The 26,564-nt window shown below is 60.6% G+C and carries 29 protein-coding genes; 28 read left to right on the forward strand and 1 reads right to left on the reverse strand.

The window, feature by feature from the left end:
• Positions 1 to 43 precede the first annotated feature (43 nt).
• From EU811_RS10310 to EU811_RS24575, 7 genes are all read left to right on the forward strand, one after another.
• Positions 44 to 3,943 (forward strand): DNA-directed RNA polymerase subunit beta', encoded by a 3,900-nt coding sequence (locus EU811_RS10310; protein ID WP_142938367.1) that lies wholly within the window; start codon positions 44 to 46, stop codon positions 3,941 to 3,943.
• A gap of 411 nt (positions 3,944 to 4,354) precedes the next feature.
• A complete protein-coding gene (gene rpsL, locus EU811_RS10315) occupies positions 4,355 to 4,729 on the forward strand; it encodes a 30S ribosomal protein S12 (protein ID WP_009358312.1) in 375 nt (124 codons plus the stop codon).
• A gap of 1 nt (position 4,730) precedes the next feature.
• Positions 4,731 to 5,201 (forward strand): 30S ribosomal protein S7, encoded by a 471-nt coding sequence (rpsG, locus tag EU811_RS10320; protein ID WP_003803829.1) that lies wholly within the window; start codon positions 4,731 to 4,733, stop codon positions 5,199 to 5,201.
• A 69-nt stretch (positions 5,202 to 5,270) separates the two neighbouring features.
• Positions 5,271 to 7,385 carry an elongation factor G gene (fusA, locus tag EU811_RS10325; RefSeq protein WP_011775599.1) on the forward strand — a complete coding sequence of 705 codons (2,115 nt, stop codon included), beginning with the start codon at positions 5,271 to 5,273 and terminating at the stop codon, positions 7,383 to 7,385.
• A 231-nt stretch (positions 7,386 to 7,616) separates the two neighbouring features.
• The gene (tuf, locus tag EU811_RS10330; RefSeq protein ID WP_011775598.1) at positions 7,617 to 8,807 is read left to right on the forward strand and encodes an elongation factor Tu; all 1,191 of its coding nucleotides are present in this window, start codon (positions 7,617 to 7,619) and stop codon (positions 8,805 to 8,807) included.
• Between the two features lie 153 nt (positions 8,808 to 8,960).
• Positions 8,961 to 13,262 carry a hypothetical protein gene (locus tag EU811_RS10335; RefSeq protein ID WP_142938368.1) on the forward strand — a complete coding sequence of 1,434 codons (4,302 nt, stop codon included), beginning with the start codon at positions 8,961 to 8,963 and terminating at the stop codon, positions 13,260 to 13,262.
• A gap of 28 nt (positions 13,263 to 13,290) precedes the next feature.
• The gene (locus EU811_RS24575; RefSeq protein WP_261609405.1) at positions 13,291 to 13,416 is read left to right on the forward strand and encodes a hypothetical protein; all 126 of its coding nucleotides are present in this window, start codon (positions 13,291 to 13,293) and stop codon (positions 13,414 to 13,416) included.
• Between the two features lie 39 nt (positions 13,417 to 13,455).
• Here the strand turns inward: EU811_RS24575 and EU811_RS10340 are convergent, their stop codons facing one another.
• Complete coding sequence (locus EU811_RS10340; protein ID WP_142938369.1) at positions 13,456 to 14,889, reverse strand: GH1 family beta-glucosidase; 1,434 nt, start codon at positions 14,887 to 14,889, stop codon at positions 13,456 to 13,458.
• Between the two features lie 382 nt (positions 14,890 to 15,271).
• Here EU811_RS10340 and rpsJ point away from each other — a divergent pair, with 382 nt between their 5' ends.
• From rpsJ to secY, 21 genes are all read left to right on the forward strand, one after another.
• Positions 15,272 to 15,580 carry a 30S ribosomal protein S10 gene (gene rpsJ / locus EU811_RS10345; protein WP_003803825.1) on the forward strand — a complete coding sequence of 103 codons (309 nt, stop codon included), beginning with the start codon at positions 15,272 to 15,274 and terminating at the stop codon, positions 15,578 to 15,580.
• 17 nt (positions 15,581 to 15,597) lie between these two features.
• A complete protein-coding gene (gene rplC, locus EU811_RS10350; protein WP_011775595.1) occupies positions 15,598 to 16,248 on the forward strand; it encodes a 50S ribosomal protein L3 in 651 nt (216 codons plus the stop codon).
• Between the two features lie 4 nt (positions 16,249 to 16,252).
• A complete protein-coding gene (gene rplD, locus EU811_RS10355; RefSeq protein WP_142938370.1) occupies positions 16,253 to 16,870 on the forward strand; it encodes a 50S ribosomal protein L4 in 618 nt (205 codons plus the stop codon).
• On the forward strand, positions 16,867 to 17,172 hold the full coding sequence (gene rplW, locus EU811_RS10360) for a 50S ribosomal protein L23 (RefSeq protein ID WP_024817589.1): 306 nt from the start codon (positions 16,867 to 16,869) through the stop codon (positions 17,170 to 17,172). The genes rplD and rplW overlap by 4 nt, the downstream gene beginning before the upstream one ends.
• Before the next feature lie 29 nt (positions 17,173 to 17,201).
• Positions 17,202 to 18,041, forward strand: coding sequence for a 50S ribosomal protein L2 (gene rplB, locus EU811_RS10365; RefSeq protein WP_011775592.1), 840 nt, complete (start codon positions 17,202 to 17,204; stop codon positions 18,039 to 18,041).
• 12 nt (positions 18,042 to 18,053) lie between these two features.
• Positions 18,054 to 18,335 (forward strand): 30S ribosomal protein S19, encoded by a 282-nt coding sequence (gene rpsS, locus EU811_RS10370; protein WP_011775591.1) that lies wholly within the window; start codon positions 18,054 to 18,056, stop codon positions 18,333 to 18,335.
• 38 nt (positions 18,336 to 18,373) lie between these two features.
• Positions 18,374 to 18,739, forward strand: coding sequence for a 50S ribosomal protein L22 (rplV, locus tag EU811_RS10375; protein ID WP_011775590.1), 366 nt, complete (start codon positions 18,374 to 18,376; stop codon positions 18,737 to 18,739).
• Positions 18,740 to 19,561, forward strand: coding sequence for a 30S ribosomal protein S3 (gene rpsC / locus EU811_RS10380; protein WP_011775589.1), 822 nt, complete (start codon positions 18,740 to 18,742; stop codon positions 19,559 to 19,561).
• Entirely contained in the window at positions 19,562 to 19,978 is a 417-nt protein-coding gene (gene rplP / locus EU811_RS10385; RefSeq protein ID WP_003803795.1) for a 50S ribosomal protein L16, read from the forward strand. It abuts the gene before it with no gap.
• 2 nt (positions 19,979 to 19,980) lie between these two features.
• Positions 19,981 to 20,301 (forward strand): 50S ribosomal protein L29, encoded by a 321-nt coding sequence (rpmC, locus tag EU811_RS24580; RefSeq protein WP_014922387.1) that lies wholly within the window; start codon positions 19,981 to 19,983, stop codon positions 20,299 to 20,301.
• Positions 20,298 to 20,594 (forward strand): 30S ribosomal protein S17, encoded by a 297-nt coding sequence (gene rpsQ / locus EU811_RS10395; RefSeq protein WP_142938371.1) that lies wholly within the window; start codon positions 20,298 to 20,300, stop codon positions 20,592 to 20,594. The genes rpmC and rpsQ overlap by 4 nt, the downstream gene beginning before the upstream one ends.
• A 352-nt stretch (positions 20,595 to 20,946) precedes the next feature.
• A complete protein-coding gene (gene rplN / locus EU811_RS10400) occupies positions 20,947 to 21,315 on the forward strand; it encodes a 50S ribosomal protein L14 (RefSeq protein WP_003803789.1) in 369 nt (122 codons plus the stop codon).
• A gap of 3 nt (positions 21,316 to 21,318) precedes the next feature.
• Positions 21,319 to 21,678: a 50S ribosomal protein L24 gene (gene rplX, locus EU811_RS10405; RefSeq protein WP_142938372.1), complete on the forward strand. Its 360-nt coding sequence runs from the start codon at positions 21,319 to 21,321 to the stop codon at positions 21,676 to 21,678.
• Positions 21,678 to 22,253 carry a 50S ribosomal protein L5 gene (gene rplE / locus EU811_RS10410; protein ID WP_142938373.1) on the forward strand — a complete coding sequence of 192 codons (576 nt, stop codon included), beginning with the start codon at positions 21,678 to 21,680 and terminating at the stop codon, positions 22,251 to 22,253. The genes rplX and rplE overlap by 1 nt, the downstream gene beginning before the upstream one ends.
• Before the next feature lie 78 nt (positions 22,254 to 22,331).
• Entirely contained in the window at positions 22,332 to 22,730 is a 399-nt protein-coding gene (gene rpsH, locus EU811_RS10415; protein ID WP_142938374.1) for a 30S ribosomal protein S8, read from the forward strand.
• Between the two features lie 18 nt (positions 22,731 to 22,748).
• A complete protein-coding gene (gene rplF / locus EU811_RS10420) occupies positions 22,749 to 23,285 on the forward strand; it encodes a 50S ribosomal protein L6 (protein ID WP_062073167.1) in 537 nt (178 codons plus the stop codon).
• A 3-nt stretch (positions 23,286 to 23,288) separates the two neighbouring features.
• Positions 23,289 to 23,672: a 50S ribosomal protein L18 gene (gene rplR / locus EU811_RS10425; RefSeq protein WP_024817584.1), complete on the forward strand. Its 384-nt coding sequence runs from the start codon at positions 23,289 to 23,291 to the stop codon at positions 23,670 to 23,672.
• 29 nt (positions 23,673 to 23,701) lie between these two features.
• Positions 23,702 to 24,373 (forward strand): 30S ribosomal protein S5, encoded by a 672-nt coding sequence (rpsE, locus tag EU811_RS10430; protein WP_011775581.1) that lies wholly within the window; start codon positions 23,702 to 23,704, stop codon positions 24,371 to 24,373.
• A 2-nt stretch (positions 24,374 to 24,375) separates the two neighbouring features.
• Positions 24,376 to 24,582: a 50S ribosomal protein L30 gene (gene rpmD, locus EU811_RS10435; protein WP_142938375.1), complete on the forward strand. Its 207-nt coding sequence runs from the start codon at positions 24,376 to 24,378 to the stop codon at positions 24,580 to 24,582.
• On the forward strand, positions 24,582 to 25,064 hold the full coding sequence (rplO, locus tag EU811_RS10440; protein ID WP_142938376.1) for a 50S ribosomal protein L15: 483 nt from the start codon (positions 24,582 to 24,584) through the stop codon (positions 25,062 to 25,064). Before rpmD ends, rplO begins: the two co-directional genes overlap by 1 nt.
• A 185-nt stretch (positions 25,065 to 25,249) precedes the next feature.
• Positions 25,250 to 26,560, forward strand: a complete 1,311-nt coding sequence (secY, locus tag EU811_RS10445) for a preprotein translocase subunit SecY (RefSeq protein WP_142938377.1) — start codon at positions 25,250 to 25,252, stop codon at positions 26,558 to 26,560.
• The last annotated feature ends 4 nt before the right edge of the window (positions 26,561 to 26,564 follow it).

Below are 26,564 nucleotides of genomic sequence, written 5' to 3' on the forward strand. Positions count from 1 at the left end.
CCAAGACTTCAGAATTTAGAGAACAAGAGAGAACAGGGACCATATGTCCAGCGAATCCTCCTTCGGCCTCATGCAGATCGGCCTCGCCACCGCGGAAGACATCCGCGGATGGTCTTACGGTGAGGTCAAGAAGCCGGAAACCATCAACTACCGCACGCTCAAGCCTGAGAAGGACGGCCTCTTCTGCGAGAAGATCTTTGGCCCGTCCCGCGACTGGGAATGCTACTGCGGTAAGTACAAGCGCGTCCGCTTCAAGGGCATCATTTGCGAGCGTTGTGGCGTTGAAGTCACCCGTGCCAAGGTGCGCCGTGAGCGCATGGGCCACATCGAGCTGGCCGCGCCTGTAACCCACATCTGGTACTTCAAGGGCGTCCCCTCGCGCTTGGGTTACCTTTTGGACCTGGCACCGAAGGACCTTGAGAAGGTCATCTACTTCGCTGCCTACATGATCACCAGCGTTGACACCGAGAGCCGTCACGCAGAACTGCCGAACCTCCAGGTTGAGCACGACCTCGAGAAGAAGCAGATGGTGGACAACCGCGACAGCGACATCGCCACGATCGCCCGCGACCTTGAAGACGAGCTTGCCCGTCTTGAAGGCGAAGGCGCCAAGGCTGCCGACAAGAAGAAGGCCCGCGACTCTGCTGACCGCCAGATGGCGAACGTCCGTAAGCGTGCCGACGCCGACATCGAGCGCCTTGAGCAGGTTTGGGACCGCTTCAAGAACCTCAAGGTTGCTGACCTTGAAGGTGACGAAGGCCTGTACCGCGAACTGCGCGACCGTTACGGACTGTACTTCGAGGGCTCCATGGGTGCCGAGGCGATCAAGAAGCGCCTCGAGACCTTTGACATGCAGGCTGAAGCCGAGTCACTGCGCGACACCATCCAGAACGGCAAGGGCCAGCGCAAGACGCGTGCCCTGAAGCGCCTGAAGGTTGTCAACGCGTTCCTGACCACCAACAACAGCCCGCTCGGCATGGTTCTCGACGCCGTCCCGGTGATCCCGCCGGAACTGCGCCCGATGGTCCAGCTGGACGGTGGCCGCTTCGCGACCTCCGACCTCAACGACCTCTACCGTCGCGTGATCAACCGCAACAACCGCCTCAAGCGACTGCTTGACCTCGGTGCTCCGGAGATCATCGTCAACAACGAGAAGCGCATGCTTCAGGAAGCTGTTGACAGCCTCTTCGACAACGGTCGTCGTGGCCGCCCCGTTACGGGTCCGGGTAACCGTCCCTTGAAGTCCCTGAGCGACATGCTCAAGGGCAAGCAGGGTCGTTTCCGCCAGAACCTCCTCGGCAAGCGCGTTGACTACTCGGGTCGTTCGGTTATCGTCGTCGGCCCGCAGCTGAAGCTGCACCAGTGTGGTCTGCCCAAGCAGATGGCCTTGGAGCTCTTCAAGCCGTTCGTGATGAAGCGCTTGGTTGACCTCAACCACGCACAGAACATCAAGTCGGCCAAGCGCATGGTTGAGCGTTACCGTCCGCAGGTTTGGGACGTGCTGGAAGAGATCATCACCGAACACCCGGTGCTGCTCAACCGTGCACCTACCCTTCACCGCCTCGGCATCCAGGCCTTCGAACCCCAGCTTGTGGAAGGCAAGGCAATCCAGCTTCACCCGTTGGTTTGTGGCGCCTTCAACGCTGACTTCGACGGCGACCAGATGGCAGTCCACCTGCCGCTGAGCCCGGAAGCCCAGGCCGAAGCACGCATCCTGATGCTGTCCTCGAACAACATCCTGAAGCCCTCTGATGGCCGTCCGGTGACCCTTCCTTCGCAGGATATGATCATCGGCCTGTACCACCTGACCACCAAGCGCGTCGGCTCCGCCGGCGAAGGCCGCATCTTCTCCTCGGTTTCGGAAGCCATCATGGCCTACGATGCCCGTGATCTGCACCTGAACTCCCAGGTCAAGATCCGCTTGGACGACTTCGTGCCTTACGCAGGATGGGAAGCTCCGGAAGGTTGGGAGCCCGGTCAGCCGGCTCTCGTTGAAACCTCCCTGGGCCAGGTCATCTTCAACCAGACGCTGCCTGAGGATTACCCGTGGGTTGAGGCTGTTGCGGATAAGGGCGAACTGTCCCGTATCGTCAACGACCTCGCCGAGCGCTACCCGAAGGTTGTTACCGCGGCAACGCTGGACAACTTGAAGGATGCCGGTTTCTACTGGGCCACCCGTTCGGGTGTCACGGTTGCCATCTCTGACATCGAGGTGCCTACTTCCAAGCCTGCCATCCTGGCCGGTTACGAGAACATGGCCGCCAAGATCCAGGGCCAGTACGACAAGGGCCTGATCGACGACGACGAGCGTCGCCAGGAACTGATCGAAATCTGGAACAAGGCAACCAACGAAATCGCCCAGGCGATGCGTGACAGCCTGTCCCCGATGAACACCATCAACCGCATGGTGTCCTCCGGTGCACGTGGTAACTGGATGCAGGTCCGCCAGATCGCGGGTATCCGTGGTCTTGTGGCCAACCCGAAGGGTGAGATCATTCCTCGCCCGATCAAGTCCTCCTACCGCGAGGGCCTGTCGGTTCTGGAATACTTCATCGCCACGCACGGTGCCCGTAAGGGTCTGGCCGATACCGCTCTGCGTACTGCCAACTCGGGTTACCTGACCCGTCGTCTGGTGGACGTCTCGCAGGATGTCATCGTCCGCGAAGAGGACTGTGGTACCGAACGCGGTCTGGTCACCCCGATCGCCGTGCCGGATTCCAACGGTGAGCTCGTCCTGGACGAGAACGTCGAGAACAGCGCCTACGCACGTACGCTGGCTGTCGACGTCGTCGATGCCCAGGGCAACGTCCTGGCTGCTGGCGGCACCGACTGCGGCGACGTCGTTATCGACCAGCTGCTGGCTGCAGGCATCACCGAGGTCAAGGTCCGCTCCGTACTCACGTGTGAGTCCAAGGTGGGCACGTGTGCACTCTGCTACGGCCGTTCGCTGGCTACCGGTAAGACCGTGGACATCGGCGAGGCCGTGGGCATCATTGCCGCACAGTCCATCGGTGAGCCCGGTACACAGCTGACCATGCGTACGTTCCACACCGGTGGTGCTGTTTCCGCCGGTGGCGGCGACGACATCACCCAGGGTCTGCCCCGTATCCAGGAGCTCTTCGAAGCCCGTACTCCGAAGGGTGTGGCACCGATTGCAGAAGCAGCCGGCCGCATCACCATCGAAGAGTCCGAGCGCCAGATGCGCCTGGTCATCACTCCGGACGATGGTTCCGAAGAGATTGCCTACCCGGTGCTCCGCCGTTCACGTTTGCTCATCGAAGATGGCGATCACGTAAGCGTCGGCCAGAAGCTGATCAACGGTCCTGTGGACCCGAAGCAGGTTCTGCGCATCATGGGCCCGCGTGCTGCACAGAAGTTCCTTGTGGACGAAGTTCAGGGCGTGTACCGCAGCCAGGGTATTGGTATCCACGACAAGCACGTCGAGGTTATCGTCCGCCAGATGCTGCGCCGCGTGACCGTCATCGAATCCGGCGACTCCGACCTGCTCCCCGGTGAGCTTGCAGAGCGCGCCCGCTTCGAGGACGAGAACCGCCGCGTCGTGTCCGAGGGCAAGGCGCCGGCGTCCGGTCGTCCGGAACTCATGGGTATCACCAAGGCTTCCTTGGCTACCGAGTCCTGGCTGTCGGCTGCTTCCTTCCAGGAAACCACCCGCGTCCTGACGCAGGCGGCCATGGAAGGCAAGAGCGATCCTCTGCTCGGCCTCAAGGAAAACGTCATCATCGGTAAGCTCATCCCGGCTGGTACGGGTCTGCCCCGCTACACAGAGGTCACCGTGGAGCCGACGGAAGAAGCAAAGGCAAGCCTGTTCACGGGCCCCAGCGCTTTCACCGACTTCTCCTATGACGCCCTGGGCGGCGACGGAGCTCCCGAGTTCCACGCCATCCCGCTGGATGACTACGATCTCGGTAACGACTTCCGCTGACGCGTGAGTTGACGCCAAAAGGTCAGGCCCCGCACTTTCGAGTGCGGGGCCTGGCCCGTTAACGCCGCCTTTCGGGCGGGAACCCGGGGGAGGGGAGGACGACGGCGGCGCCCGGCTTCCGCCGTCGTCCTCCATACACCCGATTAAGGCGCTAGATCAAGCCGTGCTAGACTTTTGGTAATTGTTCTGTGTGGCAGTGGATGAAGGCCGCCGCAGCATCATTTTGGTTTTGTTCTCATGGTGCTGGGTGGAGCCTGTTTCCGGGTTGCGGGCAACATGCGCAACGAATGCCGCACTTTTGCACGCCTACCGGAGTTTCGGCCGGCTGCACGAGCAACGCCAAAGTTCCCACGTTTACACAGGCTGGCGCCTGTGTGTGGGGGCAGAGATCAAACAACGGAGAACACGAAAGTGCCTACGATTAACCAGCTGGTCCGCAAGGGCCGCACGCCGAAGGTCTCCAAGACCAAGGCTCCCGCGCTGAAGGGCAGCCCGATGCGCCGCGGTGTTTGCACCCGCGTTTACACCACCACCCCCAAGAAGCCGAACTCGGCTCTCCGTAAGGTGGCACGTGTGCGCCTCAACGGTGGCGTAGAAGTTACCGCCTACATCCCCGGTGTTGGCCACAACCTCCAGGAGCACTCCATCGTGCTCGTCCGTGGTGGTCGTGTTAAGGACCTTCCGGGTGTCCGCTACAAGATCGTCCGCGGCGCACTCGACACCCAGGGTGTCAAGAACCGCAAGCAGGCTCGCAGCCGTTACGGCGCAAAGATGGAGAAGAAGTAATATGCCTCGCAAGGGTCCGGCCCCGAAGCGGCCGCTAGTTTCCGATCCCGTTTACGGCTCCCCGTTGGTCACGCAGCTGATCAACAAGGTTCTTGTCGACGGCAAGAAGTCCACCGCAGAGCGCATCGTTTACGGTGCACTCGAAGGTGCACGTGCCAAGTCCGGCGGCGACCCCGTTGCCGCTCTCAAGAAGGCCATGGACAACGTCAAGCCTTCTCTCGAGGTGCGTTCACGCCGTGTTGGTGGCGCTACCTACCAGGTTCCGGTTGAGGTCAAGCCGGGTCGCTCCACCGCTCTCGCTCTGCGTTGGCTCGTGGGCTACTCCAAGGCCCGCCGCGAGAAGACCATGACCGAGCGCCTCCAGAACGAAATCCTGGATGCCTCAAATGGTCTTGGTGCCGCTGTGAAGCGTCGCGAAGACACCCACAAGATGGCCGAGTCCAACAAGGCCTTCGCACACTACCGCTGGTAAAAACTTTCCGGACGCCGCCGGCTCACTGAGCCGGCGGCGAACGTGTAGTCCATCCGAAAGGGAGACCCCGTGGCACAGGACGTGCTTACCGACCTTAATAAGGTCCGCAACATCGGCATCATGGCCCACATCGATGCCGGCAAGACCACCACTACCGAGCGCATCCTGTTCTACACGGGTGTGAACCACAAGATCGGCGAGACGCACGACGGCGCTTCGACGACTGACTGGATGGAACAGGAAAAGGAACGCGGCATCACCATCACGTCTGCCGCCGTGACTTGCTTCTGGGACAAGAACCAGATCAACATCATTGACACCCCGGGCCACGTTGACTTCACGGTTGAGGTTGAGCGCTCCCTGCGCGTCCTCGACGGTGCAGTCGCAGTGTTCGATGGCAAGGAAGGCGTGGAGCCGCAGTCCGAGACTGTTTGGCGCCAGGCCGACAAGTACAACGTTCCGCGTATCTGCTTTGTCAACAAGATGGACAAGCTGGGTGCTGACTTCTACTTCACCGTAGATACCATCATCTCCCGCCTTGGTGCCAAGCCGCTGGTTATGCAGCTGCCCATTGGCGCTGAGAACGACTTCATCGGTGTTGTTGACCTCCTCGAAATGCGCGCCCTGGTTTGGCCTGGCGACGCAAAGGGTGACGTCACCATGGGCGCTTCCTACGAAGTGCAGGAAATCCCGGCGGATCTCCAGGCCAAGGCCGAAGAGTACCGTGCACAGCTCGTTGAGACTGTGGCCGAGGCTTCCGAAGAACTTATGGAGAAGTACCTCGAAGGTGAAGAACTCACCCTCGAAGAGATCAAAGCCGGCATCCGCAAGATGACCATCAACTCTGAGCTCTACCCGGTCTTCTGTGGTTCTGCCTTCAAGAACCGCGGTGTCCAGCCGATGCTTGACGCTGTTGTTGACTTCCTGCCGAACCCGCTCGACGTCCCGCCGATGATCGGTCACGATCCTCGCGACGAAGAGAAGGAACTCACCCGCAAGCCCTCTGCTGACGAGCCGTTCTCGGCCCTCGCCTTCAAGATTGCTGCGCACCCGTTCTTCGGTCAGCTGACCTTCGTTCGCGTGTACTCCGGTCACGTCGAGGCTGGCGCCCAGGTGGTTAACTCCACCAAGGGCAAGAAGGAACGCATCGGCAAGCTGTTCCAGATGCACGCCAACAAGGAAATGCCTGTTGAGGGCGCTACCGCCGGCCACATCTACGCGGCTATCGGTCTGAAGGACACCACCACGGGCGACACCCTGTGTGATGCCAACAACCAGATCGTCCTCGAGTCCATGAGCTTCCCGGAGCCCGTGATCTCTGTTGCGATCGAGCCCAACACCAAGGGTGACCAGGAGAAGCTCTCCACGGCCATCCAGAAGCTCTCCGCTGAGGACCCGACCTTCCAGGTCTCCCTCAACGAAGACACGGGCCAGACCATCATCGCCGGCATGGGCGAGCTCCACCTGGACATCCTGGTGGACCGCATGCGCCGCGAATTCAAGGTCGAGGCAAACGTTGGCAAGCCGCAGGTTGCTTACCGCGAAACCATCAAGCGCGCCGTTGAGCGCCTTGACTACACGCACAAGAAGCAGACCGGTGGTTCGGGTCAGTTCGCAAAGATCCAGATTGCGATCGAGCCCATGGACACCGCTTCCGGCGAGCTGTACGCGTTCGAAAACAAGGTCACTGGTGGCCGTGTTCCGCGCGAATACATCCCGTCCGTTGACGCTGGTATCCAGGATGCACTGAATGACGGCGTCCTGGCCGGTTACCCGGTTGTCGGCATCAAGGCCACGCTGATTGATGGCGCGTCCCACGATGTTGACTCCTCGGAAATGGCGTTCAAGATCGCCGGACGTATGGCTTTCAAGGAAGCTGCACGCAAGGCGAACCCTGTTCTGCTTGAACCGCTGATGGATGTTGAGGTCCGCACACCTGAGGAATACATGGGTGATGTTATCGGTGACCTTAACGCCCGTCGTGGCCAGATGCAGTCCATGGAAGACGCAGCAGGTGTGAAGGTTATCCGTGCACACGTTCCGCTGTCCGGCATGTTCGGCTACATCGGTGACCTCCGGTCCAAGACCCAGGGTCGCGCTGTGTACTCCATGACGTTCAACAGCTACGCGGAGGTCCCCAAGGCAGTAGCCGACGAGATCATCCAGAAAACCCGCGGCGAGTAATCTCCCGGTAACGGATGCAATTCCGGTATCGGGAAGGCATCTGAGCGCTTGAGGAGGGGCTGCGGCGAGAGCCGCAGCCCGGCCCCTGCGCAAACAGGCTCGAGGAACTACCATTGGTTCCTGAATCTGCAATTTCACCAAAACCAAGCCCCCAAGTAGACTTGCTAAAGTTTCTGCCGCGAAAAGCGCGGCCGAGGAGCACTTCACTTGAAATCGTTCTAGGAGGAACCTGTGGCAAAGGCAAAGTTCGAGCGGACTAAGCCGCACGTCAACATCGGCACCATTGGTCACGTTGACCACGGTAAGACGACGCTGACTGCCGCCATTTCCAAGGTGCTGTACGACCAGTACCCGGATCTCAACGAGCAGCGCGACTTCGCGTCGATCGACTCTGCTCCGGAAGAGCGCCAGCGCGGTATTACCATCAACATCTCCCACGTGGAGTACCAGACCGAGAAGCGCCACTACGCACACGTAGACGCCCCGGGTCACGCTGACTACATCAAGAACATGATCACCGGTGCTGCCCAGATGGACGGCGCAATCCTCGTGGTTGCTGCAACCGATGGTCCGATGGCTCAGACCCGTGAGCACGTTCTGCTCGCCCGCCAGGTTGGTGTTCCCTACCTGCTGGTTGCACTGAACAAGTCCGACATGGTTGATGACGAAGAACTCCTCGACCTCGTCGAAATGGAAGTTCGTGAGCTCCTGAGCTCGCAGGGCTTCGATGGCGATGAGGCTCCGGTTGTTCGCGTTTCCGGTCTCAAGGCTCTGGAAGGCGACCCGGTTTGGGTCAAGTCCGTCCAGGACCTGATGGCAGCAGTCGACGAGTCCGTTCCGGACCCCGTACGTGACCGCGACAAGCCGTTCCTGATGCCGATCGAAGACGTCTTCACGATCACCGGTCGTGGAACCGTTGTTACGGGCCGCGCCGAGCGTGGAACCCTCGCCATCAACTCCGAGGTTGAGATCGTTGGCATCCGCCCGATCCAGAAGACCACGGTTACCGGTATCGAGATGTTCCACAAGCAGCTCGACGAAGCATGGGCCGGCGAGAACTGTGGCCTCCTGCTCCGCGGTCTCAAGCGCGACGATGTCGAGCGTGGCCAGGTTGTCGTCAAGCCGGGTTCCATCACCCCGCACACCGACTTCGAGGCTAACGTCTACATCCTTTCCAAGGACGAAGGCGGACGTCACAACCCGTTCTACTCCAACTACCGCCCGCAGTTCTACTTCCGTACCACGGACGTAACCGGCGTTATCACCCTGCCGGAAGGCACGGAAATGGTTATGCCTGGCGACAACACTGAGATGACCGTTGCGCTCATCCAGCCGATCGCTATGGAAGAGGGCCTCGGCTTCGCTATCCGCGAAGGCGGCCGCACCGTTGGTTCGGGACGTGTTACCAGCATCATCAAGTAGTCTCTACTTGTAGATCGGTGACACTCCGGCCCAGCCGGTAGTTAGCTAAGAGAACCCCACCGCTACGGCGGTGGGGTTCTTTTTGCTACAGTTACTCTATCGAATGGATAAAGGCCGTGCACTTGCTGCGTCCGGCGCAACCAAGGAGCTACCATGACTGCATTTCTCATCCTGCTGCTCGTCGTCATTGTCGGCGGGATTGGCTTTGCAGTCGGGCTTGCGAAGGGACGCCGCGGGACTGCTCATGCCCCTACTGCGGAGCCTCACCACGCAGCCTCCTACCAGGCAGGTTTTCTCGCCGGGCACCTGGCTGGTTGGCGGGATGCTGAGGCCAAGGGGCAGGCATTGGGCGGGTCCGCGGCCGGGAGTCCTGCTCCTGCCTCTGTTAGCCCGCCGGCTCCGTCTGCCCCGTACCGCCCAGTGCCGCCGCCGGCGCCCGCTTTCCACCCGCCTACGCCTCAGCCACCTGCACAACAACAGGCCGCGGCCGCGCAGCAGCCCATCCCACAGCAGCCCCTTCCGCAGCAGCCCGTCCGGCGGCAGCCGAACCCGCACCAGCCGAACCCACAGCCGTCGAATCCACAGCAGCCCGTTCGGCAATGGACTGCTCCCCGGGAACAGGCGACACAACGGGCCGTGCCACCTGTGGCACAACAGCAACCTGGTTTCTACGTCAACCAACCCCCGGTAGTTCGAGAGACTCCTGAGGCCGCCGCTGCGCGCAAGGAAAAGCGCGATCAGCAGAACATCAACATCACGCTCTACGTCGCCAGCCTCCTCTTGGTTGCAGCCGGAGCTTTGTTCCTGGGCACGAGCCTTCCGGCCCTCTTGCGGTTCGTGGGGATCTGGTTCATCACTGCGCTGTTCTATGGTGCAGGCATGGTCATCCACTCGCGCGTACCGCGGCTTCGGCCTGCTGCTGTGGCCTTTGTTGGAACAGGACTTGCGCTGGTTCCGGTCACCGGGTTGGCCATGTACAACTTTGTGCTTCACAACGGCCCGGCGGCATGGTTGGTCACTTCGTTGCTGGGCACCGCAGTCTACGCTTACACCGCAGTGAAGTTGGACAACAAAGTCCTGGCCTTCCTGTCCCTCAGCTTCATCGTCTCAACGGCGTGGTCCGGCGTATCGGTCCTTGGCGGCGCGCTGGTCTGGTACTTCACGGCGCTCATTGGGGTGGCAGTTCTCCTGACAGTAGTGTCCTTGCTGCGTCCTAAGTGGCTTCCGCCTCTTTACGTCCGTCCTCTGATGATGCTGCACCCGGCGTTGGTTCCCCTTGTAGCCGTTGCTGTTACGCTCACCCCTCACCTTTTGTCCAAGGGGGAGTACGCCTGGGTCATGTTGATGTGCGGCATCTACTTCGCCGTGATGTTCTTCGTTCCGCGGGCTCGCTATAGGGTGCAGCACCTCTATGCGGCGCGGGCCGCGCTGACCCTCGCCCTGCTCGGGGTGGTGTGGGATGTCACCGCGAACGTGAGCACAGTGTTGTTGGCCGCCGTCATCTGCCTCGGAGTCCAGGCCTTGGGGGTTGCCTTCGGAGGAAGGAAGTTGCTGCCCCGCTCCTGGTGGGCTGACGCCGTGTCATGTTTGGCGCTGCAACTGATAACTTCAACTATCCTCACCGTGGTGCTGGAGTTCAGGCCGTTCGACCCCCCAAACTATGTTCCTCTCGCTGTGACGATGCTGACTGCCATGGTGATGGGTTGGAAGTTGCGCCAAGGCCTGGAGTTTGCCCCGGCCGCTGTGCTGGGAGTGGGCGGAGCCCTCGGTGCGTTGCTCGGGGCATGGCCCGTCTCGATATTCCTGGGGTCAGCAGCGCTTTACTGGTTCCTGCTGGCACTGACCGCAGCAACCACTTCCCGCCAATACTTGATTCTCGCGGGGAGGATCGCGCTCACCTTGGCTGTGCCTTTGGGGGTAGCCGGTGTGATGACGGGAAATCCGGAACGAACGTCGTACTCCTTGATTGCGCTCGTGGCCGCGGCCGCCGTGCAGCAACTACTGAGCGCCGGGTTGGCACGTGGGGGAGTCCGGCTGTTGGCGCCGCAGGCTTCGGTAGCCGGCTTTGGCGCCGCCGCCGTCGCGGGCCTTCTTGTACTGCCGATATTTGACGACACTTCCGGGCGTCCGGTTGTTGCAGTAGCTGTACTCCTTGTTGTGCTGGCAGGTTTGGTAGCGGGACTTCTGATGTTTCCGCCAGTTCGTACGGAATCCGCTGGCAAGGTTGGATGGCGTGCAACAGTGGCCGAAGTCATTGCGCCCGCAACCGCAGTCATCGCGGGCGCAATGGCAACTGCATTCGTGTCGTTGACGTTGGGAAATGGCGTCCTTTTGGCATTGCTTGCCTACTTCGTGGTCACTGCCCTAAGAATCTCCCCGTCCTTCCACAGGCAGTGCTACTGGTGGCTGTCCCGGGCGGCTGGCACGCTGTTGGCGTTCTCGGCTTACGGGGACGCGATGCGCGATGGCTGGAGCATTCGGGTCGCCGGTGAAGTTCCCACCACAGGATTTGTACTGGTGGTGGCGGCCGCGGTCCAGCTGGTCCTTCCCCTCCTTGTCGGCAGCCGACGCCGTTACCCTCGAGCTTCCGTAGCAGATGCCGGTGTTGTGGTTGCCGTCATGGCGGCGGCAACCACGTTCCTTACTGTCACTGGAGCGTTTTCCGGGGGGACCGTTAGGGATAGCTGGCAGCCTGGAGTTGCAGCGGTATCGACTGCCTTGGCGGCCGTCCTCGTCAGTGCGATTCTGCGACGCCACTCCGCTGGCTGGATCTTTGCGCCCGCTGCTTTTGTCCTCCTCCTGGCACTCCGAGGAGGGAACGTCCGGGACGTCGAAATTCTGTTGGGCATCTTTGCCGCCTACAGCGGGTTCATGATGGGCGCGGTTCGCCACCGATTGATCCGCGGTTGCTACTTGCTGGCGGTCCGGGTGCTTACCGGCGCCTTCGTCGCTGTGACAGTGGCTGATGTCACGGACTCGGCGACGGCTCTGTCCATCAGCCTCGCTCTGGTTCTTGCCTTGCAGCACGCGTTGACCATGGTCCTGCGAGGGCGAGGCATTGATGTCGCCTTCCAGCAGGCAACAGTCCACGCCACCTTGGGTGCCCAGCTATTGCTGCCGTTCTCATACTTGCTCGCAGGGGATTACGACGGCGGAGGCCGCTGGGTAGCGATGCTTGAATTGGCTGTGGCCGCGGCTTCGGCCGCTATTGCATGGCGGATTCTCCGAGCCCGAGGATCCCAGTACTTCGGTACCGCGGCTGTTGTGGCTGGCGTCATCGCTGCTGGGCCGGCCCTCGTGTTCCCAGCTTCAACGTGGCTGTATCAGCCGCTTCTGGACAAGTCTCAAGTCCCTGTTGTCCTGCTCGCCCTGGCTGTTGCCACGGTTGCTGCGCGGGGGATATCCCGCCCGCAGAAGTCGTACGAGGGTTCTGCTGCCGGCGGCGCGGAGCGCTGGTTCTGGCTCATCTCGGCAATGGCATTTACGTTGGTTGGCGGCACTTTGACCTTGGGCATCTCACACTCCCTGACAGGACTGTCGGTACTGGTCCTGGCTGGTGTCTTGTTCGCTGCCTCGCACTTTGAACGGATGCCGGTCCTTTACACCGCAGCTGCCCCGGCTGTGCTGGTAGGGGCCGTGCCCGCCGTCGACGGTTTGTTGGTGGAGCTGCCTGCGGGTGTCTGGAGCGACTACGCTGCCTGGCTTATTGGCGGAGTGGGGACCGCGGTGCTCCTCTATTCCCTGAGAGTATTTGGCGGAGCGGCCATCAAAGGCAATGACTGGCGACGTAACTCCCTGGCCGCCATTGCGGCCGTGGCGGTTGCAACATCTGCGGCCGTGGGGTTGGGGCGCGATCAAACATCCATGCTGGGATTTGTCCTGGTGGTGGCTACCGGGGTACTGGTTGTGATTGAGGTACCGAACGGGAAGTGGCTGGCAGCGGAGCTTGCGGGGATTGTCTCCGTCGCGGCTCTGCAACGGGCGGTGCTTTTCGTGGACGGATCCAGTCCTGATTTGTTCTGGACCGCGCAATGGTACGTGGTGGCGGGGGCCGTTATAGCAGGGCTGCGCTATGCAAAGGGGCAGCGCGCGGAGGCCCTCCTTCGGCTTTGCCTTGCCGCTGGCTTGCTGTCTCTCATGTCCCTGGGGACCGTCGTCGGCGGTACGTCTTCGCAACAGCTCTACGTACTGGTGGCACACGTCGTGCTTCTGGCGGCGGGCCTGCTCCTGGCTGAACGCGTACTGGTGTGGTGGGGAGCCGTCGCCGTAGCGCTGAGCATTATGTGGGCGCTGCGGTCCTACGCCTTTGCCATGCTCGCGTTGGTCGCCTTGGGTCTGATCGTGCTGGCGGTATGGCGTTTGAATCGGAAGCCGCCCAGTAATACCGGCGGGCCGGTCAAGGGCGGGGATCCGAGCGATGTTCCGCCGGAGCGGACCCGTGACGGAATCCGATAATGTTGCAGTCTACGAACAGGAGAGCACCATGGAATTTCTGATTTTCCTGGCAGTCATTGCCGCTATCGGTGGCGGGGTGCTGTGGGGTCGAAAGAACTTCAAGAGCGAGATCGAACGCGCCAAGCGGATACGTCGCGCCAACAAGAGCAAGTAGGGTTCGGACTCCAAGCCTGATCGATTTAACTCACACATGCTACGAGTGATGGTGGCGTGCGCGGACCAGGGATCGATACCAGTAGAACGAGTCCTTGGGAGTCCGCTCCATGGTCTCGAAGTCCACGTGGGTCAGGCCGAACCGTTGTGAGTAGCCTGCTGCCCACTCGAAGTTATCCAGTAAGGTCCAGACGTAATATCCCCGGAGATCCACATCTGCGGCGAGGCCACCAGGCCCCGTTGCCGTCAAGGCATGGCCAAGATGCTCAGCCAGGTAGGTAATGCGGTTAGTGTCTTGGATGGGTCCGTCAACGTGGGCAGGCTCGGGGAAGCTTGCTCCACCTTCCGTGATGTAGACGGAGGGAAGTGCCGCTCCATACCGGTCCTTCATGTCGCGGAGCAGCAACGCCAGGTATTCCGGCGCAACAGGCCAGCCGAACCCTGTGGTCTCATACTCCTGGTAGGCGGCCAAATGGAAAGGAACATTGGTCATCTCGGGAGAACTTCCGGTAGGGATCTCCGCCGGTCCAGGGCCCACTGCCACCTTCACGGGGTAGTAGTAGTTGAGCCCGTAAAAGTCCAGAGGTTGGCTGATCAGTTCAAGATCACCGTCGTGAACGGTACCCAGCGAGCGGAACCACGGTTTCATGGGCCACGGTGGCTTGGGGTATTGGCCAAGCAGGATCGCATCGGCGTAGATGCGGTTGAGGATCAGGTCCAGCGCCTGCGTCATCAGCCTGTCGCCGAGACTGTTGCTGGCCGGCTCCACGGGGCAATGCATGTTTGACACCCCGATCTGCCCCTTGACGCCAGCGTTCCGGAGAGCCCGCACGGCCATCCCATGACCCAGCAATTGATGATGCGCGGCAGGCAGTGAGTCGAACAGCAGTTGCCGGCCAGGGGCGTGCACACCCAGCGCGTATCCCTGAACTGTGACGGACACAGGCTCGTTCATGGTGACCCAGTGCTCAACGCGGTCACCGAACCGTTTGGCGGCGGCTTCGCAGTACACTCCGAAGCGTTCTGCAGTGTCCCGGTTCATCCACCCCCCGGCATGCTCCAACTCCAGCGGGGTATCCCAGTGGTACAGCGTTGCCATGGGGGAAATGCCTGCGGCCAGGAGTTTGTCGATCAGGCGATCATAGAAGTCCAGGCCGCGCTGGTTGACTGCACCTTTGCCTCCAGGTTGGATACGCGGCCACGAGAGCGAAAAGCGGTAGGAATCGACACCAAGCTCCTGCATCAAGGCAATATCTTCGTCGGAGCGGTTGTAGTGATCGCAGGCCATGGCGGGGGAGCCGCCGTCGACTATTGCCCCGGGCTTTTCGGAGAAAGCATCCCATCCCGACGGCCCGCGGCCGTCAGCGGTCAGCGAGCCCTCAATCTGGAAAGCTGCAGCAGCCACACCCAACGTGAACCCGGGAGGCAGGCGGGCGGCGAGATCTTCCACGGAGCCTGAATCCTGGGCGTTCATGCCCCTATCATCCTCACGGGACGAGTGGCGGGCAATGGCTCTTCAGGGCCGATTAGCCTTTACACCATATTTCCGCCATACTGGATGAGTTGTTCAAGCGCTTCTTCGTGTCCCGATCCGGATAATGCCGGGTGTCAGGGTCCAGGCTGAAGCCCAAACATAACCCTGAACCCCATGATTGCGGTCGAGTTTGCGTGGAAATCGCGACACGCCCGACCGCGGGGGTCGGTGCGCCGGCAAGGTGAGGAACCCGGATTTTTCCGGATTCAGCTTGTGCGGCGTGTGGTGGCACTGCCTCAAACGCTTCGGCGGCCACATCAACAGGTAAGTAAACAGAGCAGCCCTAACTAGAGCAGCACTAGCTGAAAGAGAGTCAGGCGACATGGCGGGACAAAAAATCCGCATCCGGCTGAAGTCATATGACCACGAGGTCATTGATGTTTCAGCGCGGAAGATCGTTGAGACGGTCACGCGCGCAGGCGCAACGGTAGTCGGCCCGGTGCCGCTGCCCACGGAGAAGAACGTTTACTGCGTTATTCGCTCTCCTCACAAGTACAAGGACAGCCGTGAGCACTTCGAAATGCGTACTCACAAGCGTCTGATCGACATCATCGACCCCACGCCGAAGGCTGTTGACTCGCTTATGCGTCTCGACCTGCCCGCAGACGTGAACATCGAAATCAAGCTCTAGGGAGGTGCTGAGAGACTATGACCGCAACCCGTAACGTAAAGGGCCTGCTGGGCACGAAGCTCGGCATGACCCAGGTCTGGGACGAGAACAACAAGCTCATCCCGGTAACTGTTGTCCAGGCTGACTCCAACGTCATCACCCAGCTGCGTAACGCAGAGGTAGATGGCTACGTCGCCGTACAGATCGGCTACGGCCAGATCGACCCCCGCAAGGTCACCAAGCCGCTGGCTGGTCACTTTGAAAAGGCTGGCGTAACTCCTCGCCGCCACGTCGTCGAACTGCGTACCGCAGACGCCGCATCCTACGAGCTGGGCCAGGAGCTCTCTGTTGAGATCTTCGAAGCCGGCCAGAAGATCGACGTCGTCGGCACCTCCAAAGGTAAGGGCTTCGCCGGTGTTATGAAGCGTCACGGCTTCCACGGCGTTGGCGCTTCCCACGGTGCCCACAAGAACCACCGTAAGCCTGGCTCCATCGGTGGCGCATCCACCCCGAGCCGCGTCTTCAAGGGCCTGAAAATGGCCGGCCGCATGGGCGCCGAGCGTCACACCACGCTGAACCTCACGGTTCACGCCATTGACGCTGAGAAGTCGCTGCTCCTTATCAAGGGTGCCGTCCCCGGTGCCCGCGGCCAGGTCGTACTCGTACGCACCGCCGTGAAGGGAGCCTAGTTAAATGACTAGCACTGTCAAGGTAGACCTGCCCGCAGAGATCTTCGACGTCCAGACCAACGTGCCGCTGCTGCACCAGGTCGTCGTCGCACAGCTCGCTGCTGCACGCCAGGGTACCCACAAGACGAAGACCCGCGCCGAGGTTTCCGGTGCAGGTCGCAAGCCGTTCAAGCAGAAGGGCACCGGCCGCGCCCGTCAGGGTTCAATCCGTGCTCCTCACATGACCGGCGGTGGCGTTGTCCACGGTCCGACCCCTCGTGACTACAGCCAGCGCACCCCCAAGAAGATGAAGGCCGCTGCACTCCGCGGTGCCCTGTCTGACCGCGCCCGTAACGGCCGTATCCACGTCATCGCTGAACTGGTAGCCGGCACCAAGCCGTCCGCCAAAGAAGCACTGGCGTCGCTGCGCGCAGTCTCCGAGCGCAAGAACCTGCTCGTCGTTATCGAGCGCGCCAATGATGTTGCAGCACTCTCCGTGCGCAACCTCGAAGGTATTCACGTTCTGTACGCAGATCAGCTGAACACCTACGACGTGCTCATCTCCGACGACGTGGTCTTCACCAAGGCTGCTTTCGAGGCGTTCGTCGCTGACAAGGCAAAGAACGAGGAGGCCTCCAAGTGAGCGTAACCACCATCAAGGACCCGCGCGACGTCGTGCTTGCACCCGTCGTGTCGGAAAAGAGCTACGGTCTGATCGACGAAGGCAAGTACACCTTCCTGGTGGACCCTCGTTCGAACAAGACCGAGATCAAATTGGCCGTTGAGAAGATCTTCTCGGTCAAGGTTGACTCGATCAACACCATCAACCGTGCCGGTAAGCGCAAGCGCACCAAATTCGGCTGGGGTACGCGCAAGAGCACCAAGCGTGCAATTGTCACCCTCAAAGAAGGCACAATCGACATCTTCGGCGGTCCGCTCGCGTAGCGGAGACCACTTTAACGAGGAAATAAATTATGGGAATCCGTAAATACAAGCCGACTACCCCGGGCCGTCGTGGCTCGAGCGTAGCCGACTTCGCTGAAATCACGCGATCGACTCCGGAAAAGTCGTTGCTGCGTCCGCTGCACAAAACTGGCGGCCGTAACAACTCCGGTAAGATCACCACCCGTCACAAGGGTGGTGGGCACAAGCGCCAGTACCGTCTGATCGACTTCCGTCGTCACGACAAAGACGGCATCAACGCCCGCGTTGCCGAAATTGAGTACGACCCGAACCGTACGGCTCGCATCGCACTCCTGCACTACGTTGATGGCACCAAGCGTTACATCATCGCTCCTAACAAGCTGTCCCAGGGTGACTTCGTCGAGGCTGGTCCTGACGCTGACATCAAGCCGGGCAACAACCTGCCGCTGCGCAACATCCCGGTTGGTACCGTAATCCACGCAGTTGAACTGCGTCCGGGTGGCGGCGCCAAGATGGCACGTTCCGCAGGTGCTTCGGTGCAGCTCGTTGCCAAGGAAGGCCGCTTCGCTCAGTTGCGTCTGCCCTCCGGCGAAATCCGCAACGTTGACGTGCGCTGCCGCGCAACCGTCGGCGAGGTTGGCAACGCCGAGCAGTCGAACATCAACTGGGGCAAGGCCGGCCGTATGCGCTGGAAGGGCGTTCGCCCGACCGTCCGTGGTGTAGCCATGAACCCGGTTGACCACCCGCACGGTGGTGGTGAAGGTAAGACTTCCGGTGGACGTCACCCGGTTAACCCGAACGGCAAGCCCGAGGGCCGTACCCGCCGTCCGAACAAAGAGAGCGACAAGCTTATTGTTCGTCGCCGCCGTACTGGCAAGAACAAGCGATAGGAGCCTGGACACATGCCACGCAGCCTGAAAAAAGGTCCTTTCGTTGACCAGCACCTCTTTGTGAAGGTCGCACGGGAAAACGATAAGGGCACCAAGAACGTCATCAAGACCTGGTCCCGCCGTTCGATGATCATCCCCGACATGCTCGGGCACACGATCGCCGTACACGACGGACGCAAGCACATTCCGGTGTTTGTCACAGAGTCGATGGTCGGGCACAAGCTCGGCGAATTCGCTCCCACGCGGACATTCCGCGGCCATGTTAAGGACGACCGTAAGGGCAAGCGCCGCTAGGCGCCTGACTTTACGTCTTAGACGAGAGAAGGAAAGCAATGGAAGCCAAGGCTATTGCGCGTCACATCCGCGTAACGCCTATGAAGGCCCGGCGCGTCGTCAACCTTGTTCGTGGTAAGCAAGCGAATGAGGCTCTGGCAATTCTGAAGTTTGCCCCCCAGGCAGCTTCGGAGCCGGTATTCAAGGTACTTCAGTCGGCAATGGCCAACGCACGTGTCCTCGCGGACCGTGACGGCGTTGCATTCGACGACAGCGACCTCTTCATCACCGAAGCATTTGTTGATGAAGGCCCGACCATGAAGCGGTTCCAGCCGCGTGCCCAGGGCCGCGCCTACCGCATTAGGAAGCGGACCAGCCACATCACGCTGGTTGTCGCAACCCCGGAGAAAGAGGAGGCTCGCTAAGTGGGACAGAAAGTTAACCCGCACGGGTTCCGACTCGGCATCACCACCGACCACGTTTCGCACTGGTTCGCTGACAGCACCAAGCCCGGACAGCGCTACAAGGATTTCGTCCGCGAGGACATCAAGATCCGTCAGCTCATGTCCACGGGCATGGAGCGCGCCGGCATCGCCAAGGTCGAGATCGAGCGCACCCGTGACCGTGTCCGCGTGGATATCCACACGGCACGCCCGGGTATCGTTATCGGCCGCCGCGGCGCTGAAGCAGACCGCATTCGCGGCGAGCTCGAAAAGCTCACCGGCAAGCAGGTTCAGCTGAACATCCTCGAGGTCAAGAACCCCGAGATGGAAGCACAGCTTGTTGCCCAGGGCATCGCTGAGCAGCTGACTTCCCGCGTGGCTTTCCGCCGTGCGATGAAGAAGGCCATGCAGTCCGCACAGCGTGCGGGTGCCAAGGGTATCCGTGTTGCTTGCTCGGGTCGTCTGGGCGGCGCAGAAATGTCCCGCTCGGAGTTCTACCGCGAAGGCCGTGTGCCCCTGCACACCCTCCGTGCGAACATCGACTACGGCTTCTACGAAGCCAAGACCACCTTCGGCCGCATCGGCGTGAAGGTCTGGATCTACAAGGGCGACGTCACTGCCAAGGAACTGGCTCAGCAGGCAGCTGCTGCTCCTTCCCGTGGCCGTGCAGGAGACCGTCCGGGCCGCCCGGGTGGCGACCGCCGTCGTCGTAACGACCGTCCGGCAGCTGAGGCAGCACCTGCTGCCGTTGAAGCACCGGCCGCTGAAGCTGCTGCACCTGCAGCAGAAGGAGGACAGGCTTAAATGCTTATCCCACGTCGAGTCAAGCACCGTAAGCAGCACCACCCGGGTCGTTCCGGCGCTGCAACGGGCGGCACCAAGGTCAGCTTCGGTGAGTACGGTATCCAGGCTCTCAGCCCGGCATACGTAACCAACCGTCAGATCGAGTCCGCTCGTATCGCGATGACCCGCCACATCAAGCGTGGCGGTAAGGTCTGGATCAACATCTACCCGGACCGTCCGCTGACGAAGAAGCCTGCTGAAACCCGCATGGGTTCCGGTAAGGGTTCTCCTGAGTGGTGGGTCGCAAACGTCAAGCCGGGCCGGGTTCTCTTCGAACTCTCCGGTGTCAATGAAGAGGTAGCTCGCGAGGCACTGCGCCTGGCAATCCACAAGCTGCCGTTGAAGGCACGCATTGTGCGTCGCGAAGGTGGTGAATAGAAATGGCAGTAGGGTCGAAGGATCTCGCACCCGCACAGCTGGACGGTTTCGACAACGAGCGTCTCGTTGAAGAACTCCGCAAGTCCAAGGAAGAGCTGTTCAACCTGCGTTTCCAGTCCGCCACCGGACAGCTGGAGAACCACGGTCGCCTGCGTGCGGTAAAGAAGGACATCGCACGCATCTACACCGTTCTCCGTGAGCGCGAGCTGGGCATTCGTGCCGAGGTTGCCGCACCGGTTGTGGAAGCCAAGGAAGAAAAGAAGTCCAAGAAGGCTGCCAAGGCTGAAAAGGCCGAGGTTGAAGCTGGAGAGGACGCCAAGTGAGCGAGAAGGAAACTGTGACGGAAGCAGCAGCCAGCGCTGAACAGCGCGGTTACCGTAAGACGCGTCGCGGCTACGTTGTCTCTGACAAGATGGAAAAGACCATCGTTGTTCAGGTTGAAGACCGCGTAAAGCACGCTCTGTACGGCAAGGTTATTCGCCGCACCTCGAAGGTCAAGGCTCATGACGAAGAGAACACCGCCGGCATCGGCGACCTCGTTCTCATCTCTGAGACCCGCCCGCTGTCCGCTACCAAGCGGTGGCGTCTGGTGGAGATCCTCGAAAAGGCCAAGTAAATCCAACGCCGGGCTTGCCCGGCAGGGTTGACTGGAAGGACCCGTATTCCCTGGGGAATGCGGGTCTTTCCGCGTTTCAGGCGCGTTGGTTTCGAGTGCATAAACGTGCTAGGATATTGAGTTTGTATAGCGCCATTAGTGGGCCGTCAACTACCTCGTAAACAATCGTGCTGCTGCATACTGCCCCGCGCAGAGTTTTCTGCAAGGGAAGCTGATGCTTGTGGCACGGGCGTTTAGGCCCGTCCTGGCAAAATCCAGACGGGTCAAGAGACACCCCGATCAACCGTTCCGCAAGGCTCATTCCGTATGCATGATTTCGGTCTGAGAACCGGCGCGACGCAAGGAGTAAAAATTGATTCAGCAGGAGTCGCGACTGAAGGTCGCCGACAACACGGGTGCTAAGGAAATCCTTACCATTCGCGTTCTCGGTGGATCTGGCCGTCGCTACGCAGGCATTGGCGACGTCATCGTCGCAACCGTCAAGGACGCTATCCCTGGCGGCAACGTAAAGAAGGGTGACGTCGTCAAGGCTGTCATCGTTCGTACCAAGAAGGAACGCCGCCGTGCGGATGGTTCCTACATCAAGTTTGACGAAAACGCAGCTGTGATCCTGAAGAACGACGGTGACCCCCGCGGTACCCGTATCTTCGGCCCGGTTGGTCGTGAACTTCGCGACAAGAAGTTCATGAAGATCGTTTCGCTGGCCCCGGAGGTGCTTTAGTCCATGGCTAAAATCAAGAAGGGTGACCTCGTTCAGGTCATCACCGGCGCCAAGCAGGAACGTGGCGGAGACCGCGGCAAGCAGGGCAAAGTCCTGCGCGTATTCCCGGACACCAACCGCGTGTTGGTAGAGGGCATCAACCGCGTCACCAAGCACACCAAGGTCGGTCAGTCGCAGCGCGGCACCAAGACCGGTGGCATCGAGGTCGTTGAGGCCCCGATCCACGTTTCCAACGTTGCTTTGGTTGACCCGTCGACCAAGAAGCCGACCCGTGTTGGTTTCCGTCTCGACACCGTTGAGAAGGATGGTCGTTCAAAGACTGTCCGTATCCGCGTGTCCAAGGCCTCCGGGAAGGACATCTAATGAGCGAGACACTGTCTGCAAACAAGATCGTTCCGCGTCTGAAGACCAAGTATGCAGAGGACATCAAGAAGTCCCTGCAGGACGAATTCAACTACGCGAACGTGAACCAGGTTCCCCGTCTGGTGAAGGTTGTTGTGAACATGGGTGTTGGAGATGCCGCCAAGGACTCCAAGCTGATCGACGGCGCTGTCCGCGACCTCACCCTGATCACCGGCCAGAAGCCGCAGGTAACCAAGGCCCGTAAGTCGATCGCACAGTTCAAGCTGCGCGAAGGCATGCCCATTGGTGCACACGCTACCCTGCGTGGCGACCGCATGTGGGAATTCGTGGACCGTCTGGTTTCGCTGGCCCTGCCGCGTATCCGTGACTTCCGCGGCCTCAACGGCAAGCAGTTTGATGGCAACGGCAACTACACCTTCGGTCTGACCGAGCAGGTTATGTTCCACGAAATCGACCAGGATTCCATTGACCGCGTTCGCGGCATGGACATCACGGTTGTGACCACTGCCAAGACCGACGACGAAGGCCGCGCGCTGCTCAAGGCGCTTGGTTTCCCGTTCAAAACCGAAAACTAACTACGTGACAGGTCCGTCCGCGTTTGCTCATGAGGGCAAGCGCAGCGGAAACCGGTACGAGGAAGGGCTATAGCCCAAATGACTATGACAGATCCTGTCGCAGACATGCTTACGCGTCTGCGCAATGCAAACTCGGCATACCACGACACCGTGTCCATGCCGTACAGCAAACTGAAGGCACGCGTTGCCGACATCCTTAAGGCCGAGGGCTACATTGCCGGCTGGAAGGAAGAGGAAGCAGAAGTTGGCAAGAAGCTGACCATCGACCTCAAGTTCGGTCCCAACCGCGAGCGTTCAATCGCTGGTGTCCGCCGCATCTCCAAGCCGGGTCTCCGCGTTTACGCGAAGTCCACCAACCTGCCGCACGTGCTGGGTGGCCTGGGTATCGCTATCCTGTCCACCTCTTCCGGCCTCCTGACTGACAAGCAGGCCGGCAAGAAGGGCGTGGGCGGCGAAGTCCTCGCGTACGTCTGGTAACGGGAAAGGAAGAGAATAATGTCACGTATTGGACGTCTCCCCATCACCGTTCCTGCCGGAGTTGAGGTCAAGCTCGATGGCTCCGTCATCAGCGTCAAAGGTGCCAAAGGCGAGCTGAGCCACACTGTGGCCAGCCCGATCGAGGTTACCCAGGAAGAAAACACTCTCACGGTCACCCGCCCGAACGACGAGCGCAACTCGCGTTCGCTGCACGGCTTGACCCGCACCCTGATCGCAAACATGATCCAGGGCGTTACCGAGGGCTACGAGAAGAAGCTTGAAATCGTTGGTACTGGTTACCGCGTTCAGGCCAAGGGTTCTGACCTGGAGTTCGCTCTGGGCTACAGCCACCCGGTTAGCGTCTCTGCACCCGAAGGCATCACCTTCGTAGTAGAGGGTCCGACCAAGCTCTCTGTTGCGGGTATCAACAAGCAGCAGGTCGGCGAGGTTGCTGCCAACATTCGCAAGCTGCGCAAGCCTGACCCCTACAAGGGCAAGGGTGTCCGTTACGCCGGCGAAGTCATCCGCCGCAAGGTCGGAAAGGCTGGTAAGTAAACCATGGCCATCGCAATTAACAAGAAGCGTACGAACAAGAGCAAGTCGGCTGCACGCAGCCGTCGCCAGCTTCGTATCCGCAAGCGCATCACAGGTACGGCCGTACGTCCTCGTATGGTTGTTAACCGCTCTGCACGTCACATGTTCGTCCAGGTTGTCGATGACAGCAAGGGTGTAACCGTGGCTTTCGCTTCCACTTTGGAGGCGGACCTCCGTGCATTCGACGGTGACAAGACTGCCAAGGCCAAGCGCGTTGGCGAGCTCGTTGCCGAGCGTGCCAAGGCTGCAGGCGTCGAAGCTGTTGTCTTCGACCGTGGCGGTAACAAGTACCACGGCCGTATCGCCGCCGTCGCTGACGGTGCTCGCGAAGGTGGGCTGGCACTGTGACCGTTGAAAATAACGAAAAGGACGTTCAGGTGACTGAAGCTGTAGCTGCTGAAGCAACTGAGACCGCACCCGCTACCGACGACCGCCGCGGCGGACGTCGTGGCGAGCGCGGCGACCGTGGCCAAGGCCGCGGCGACCGTGGTGGCCGTGGTGGCCGCGACGGCGGTCGTGAGGCTGAGAAGAGCCAGTTCGTAGAGCGCGTTGTCACCATCAACCGCGTTGCCAAGGTCGTCAAGGGTGGTCGTCGCTTCAGCTTCACCGCGCTCGTCGTCGTCGGTGACGGCAACGGTATGGTCGGCGTCGGCTACGGCAAGGCCAAGGAAGTTCCCGCGGCTATCGCAAAGGGCGTTGAAGAGGCTAAGAAGTCCTTCTTCCGCGTTCCCCGCGTTGGCAGCACCATCCCGCACCGTGTGCAGGGTGAGGCCGCTGCAGGTGTAGTCCTGCTGCGTCCGGCTTCCGCCGGTACCGGTGTTATCGCCGGTGGTCCGGTCCGCGCGGTACTGGAGTGCGTGGGTATCCACGACATCCTCTCCAAGTCGCTCGGTTCCTCAAACGCGATCAACATCGTTCACGCGACTGTTGCCGCTCTGAAGCAGCTCGAAGAGCCCGCTTCCGTGGCTGCCCGCCGTGGCCTGCCGCTGGACGAGGTTGCTCCTGCTGCTCTGGTGCGCGCGCTCCAGAACCAGAAGGCAGGTGTTTAGTCATGGCTAAGAACCTGACTCCCTCCAACGCCAAGTTGGAGATCACCCAGATCAAGGGCGTCATTGGCGCCAAGCAGAACCAGAAGGCTACCCTTCGGTCCCTCGGCCTGAAGCGCATCGGACACACCGTTGTCCGCAACGCTGACGCCGTGACCGTGGGCATGCTGAACACGGTTCCGCACCTCGTGAATGTAGAGGAGGCGAAGTAATGGCAGAGAACAAGACCGCCGAAGAGACTGCTGAGAAGCAGCACGCTCTGAAGGTCCACCACCTGCGCCCCGCCCCGGGTGCCAAGACCGCCAAGACCCGTGTTGGTCGTGGTGAAGGCTCCAAGGGTAAGACCGCTGGTCGCGGAACCAAGGGTACGAAGGCCCGCTACCAGGTGAAGGCTGGCTTTGCCGGCGGCCAGTTGCCGCTGCACATGCGCCTGCCGAAGCTGCGCGGCTTCAAGAACCCGTTCCGGGTTGAGTTCCAGGTTGTGAACCTGGAGAAGCTCAACGAGCTGTTCCCGGAAGGTGGCACTGTCACCGTAGAGTCCCTGGTTGAGAAGGGTGCCGTTCGCAAGAACCAGCCCGTCAAGGTGCTGGGCACCGGCGACATCACCGTCAAGGTTGACGTCACCGCCCACGCATTCTCTTCCAGCGCTGCGGAAAAGATTGCTGCAGCAGGCGGAAGCACCACTGCTCTCTAAGAGCCAGTTGGGCAAATGCCCGTTGTAAAAGGATCCCGGTATGCGGGGCTTCGGCCCTGTATACCGGGATTTTTTGCGTGGTTGTGGACTCTCGATTATTCCGACGGCGTCCCAAGCGGTTAGACTCGGTTGTTGGGTTTCATTGATCCCATCCACATCCTTGTACTTTCTACTCAGGAGGACGCTTGCTAAGCGCATTCGGCCGGGCGTTTCGGACGCCTGATTTGCGACGCAAGTTGTTGTTCACGCTGGGAATCATCACAATCTTCCGCTTGGGAGCTTTCATCCCCTCGCCTGGTGTGAACTACCAGAATGTCCAGCAATGCTTGAACACCGGTGACACCTCGCAGGGCATCTACCAGCTGGTGAACTTGTTCAGCGGCGGCGCGTTGCTGCAGGTTTCAGTGTTTGCCTTGGGCATCATGCCCTACATCACGGCGAGCATCATCGTGCAGTTGCTCCGGGTGGTCATTCCCCGGTTCCAGCAGCTTTACGAAGAGGGCGCCTCCGGTCAGTCAAAGTTGACGCAGTACACCCGGTACCTCACCATCGCATTGGGCCTGCTGAACGCCACTACGTTGGTTTCGCTGGCTCGATCCGGCCAGTTGCTCCCAGGGTGTAACCTGCCCATCATTCCTGATGAGAGCATCATGACCACCATCCTGATCATCATCACGTTGACGGCCGGCACCGGCCTCATCATGTGGATGGGCGAGTTGGTCACGGAAAAGGGTGTGGGTAACGGTATGTCGTTGCTGATCTTCACCTCTATCGCTGCAAGCTTCCCCGGCTCGCTGGGCTCCATCTGGGAATCCAAGGGCCCGGGAACGTTCTTCACCGTGCTGGCTGTAGGTCTGCTCACGGTGGCCCTGGTGGTCTTCGTGGAGCAGTCCCAGCGCCGCGTTCCCGTTCAATATGCCAAGCGCATGATCGGACGCCGCACCGTGGGCGGCACCAGCACCTACATTCCCATCAAAGTGAACATGGCCGGCGTCGTGCCTGTCATCTTCGCTTCCTCCATGCTGTACCTGCCCGGGCTGATTTCACAGTTCAACCAGCCCGCGCCGGGGGAGCAGATGGCCCCGTGGGTTGAGTGGATCAATAACAACCTCACCCGTGGCGACCACCCCATCTACATGGCACTGTATTTCGCCATGATTGTGTTCTTCACCTACTTCTACGTTGCCATCACCTTCAACCCTGAAGAAGTGTCGGACAACATGAAGAAGTACGGCGGGTTTATTCCGGGCATCCGGGCGGGTAAACCGACCGCGGACTACCTGCAGTACGTGCTTTCCAGGATCACCTTGCCTGGAGCCCTTTACCTGGGCTTCGTGGCGTTGATTCCGCTGGTTGCGCTCGTCCTGATCAACGCCAACCAGAACTTCCCGTTCGGTGGCACGTCAATTCTGATCATGGTGGGTGTTGGCCTGGAGACCGTCAAGCAGATTGATGCGCAGCTACAACAACGTCACTACGAAGGGCTTTTGCGATGACGAG

This window comes from Arthrobacter sp. TS-15, from assembly GCF_006964045.1.
Classification (GTDB): domain Bacteria; phylum Actinomycetota; class Actinomycetes; order Actinomycetales; family Micrococcaceae; genus Arthrobacter.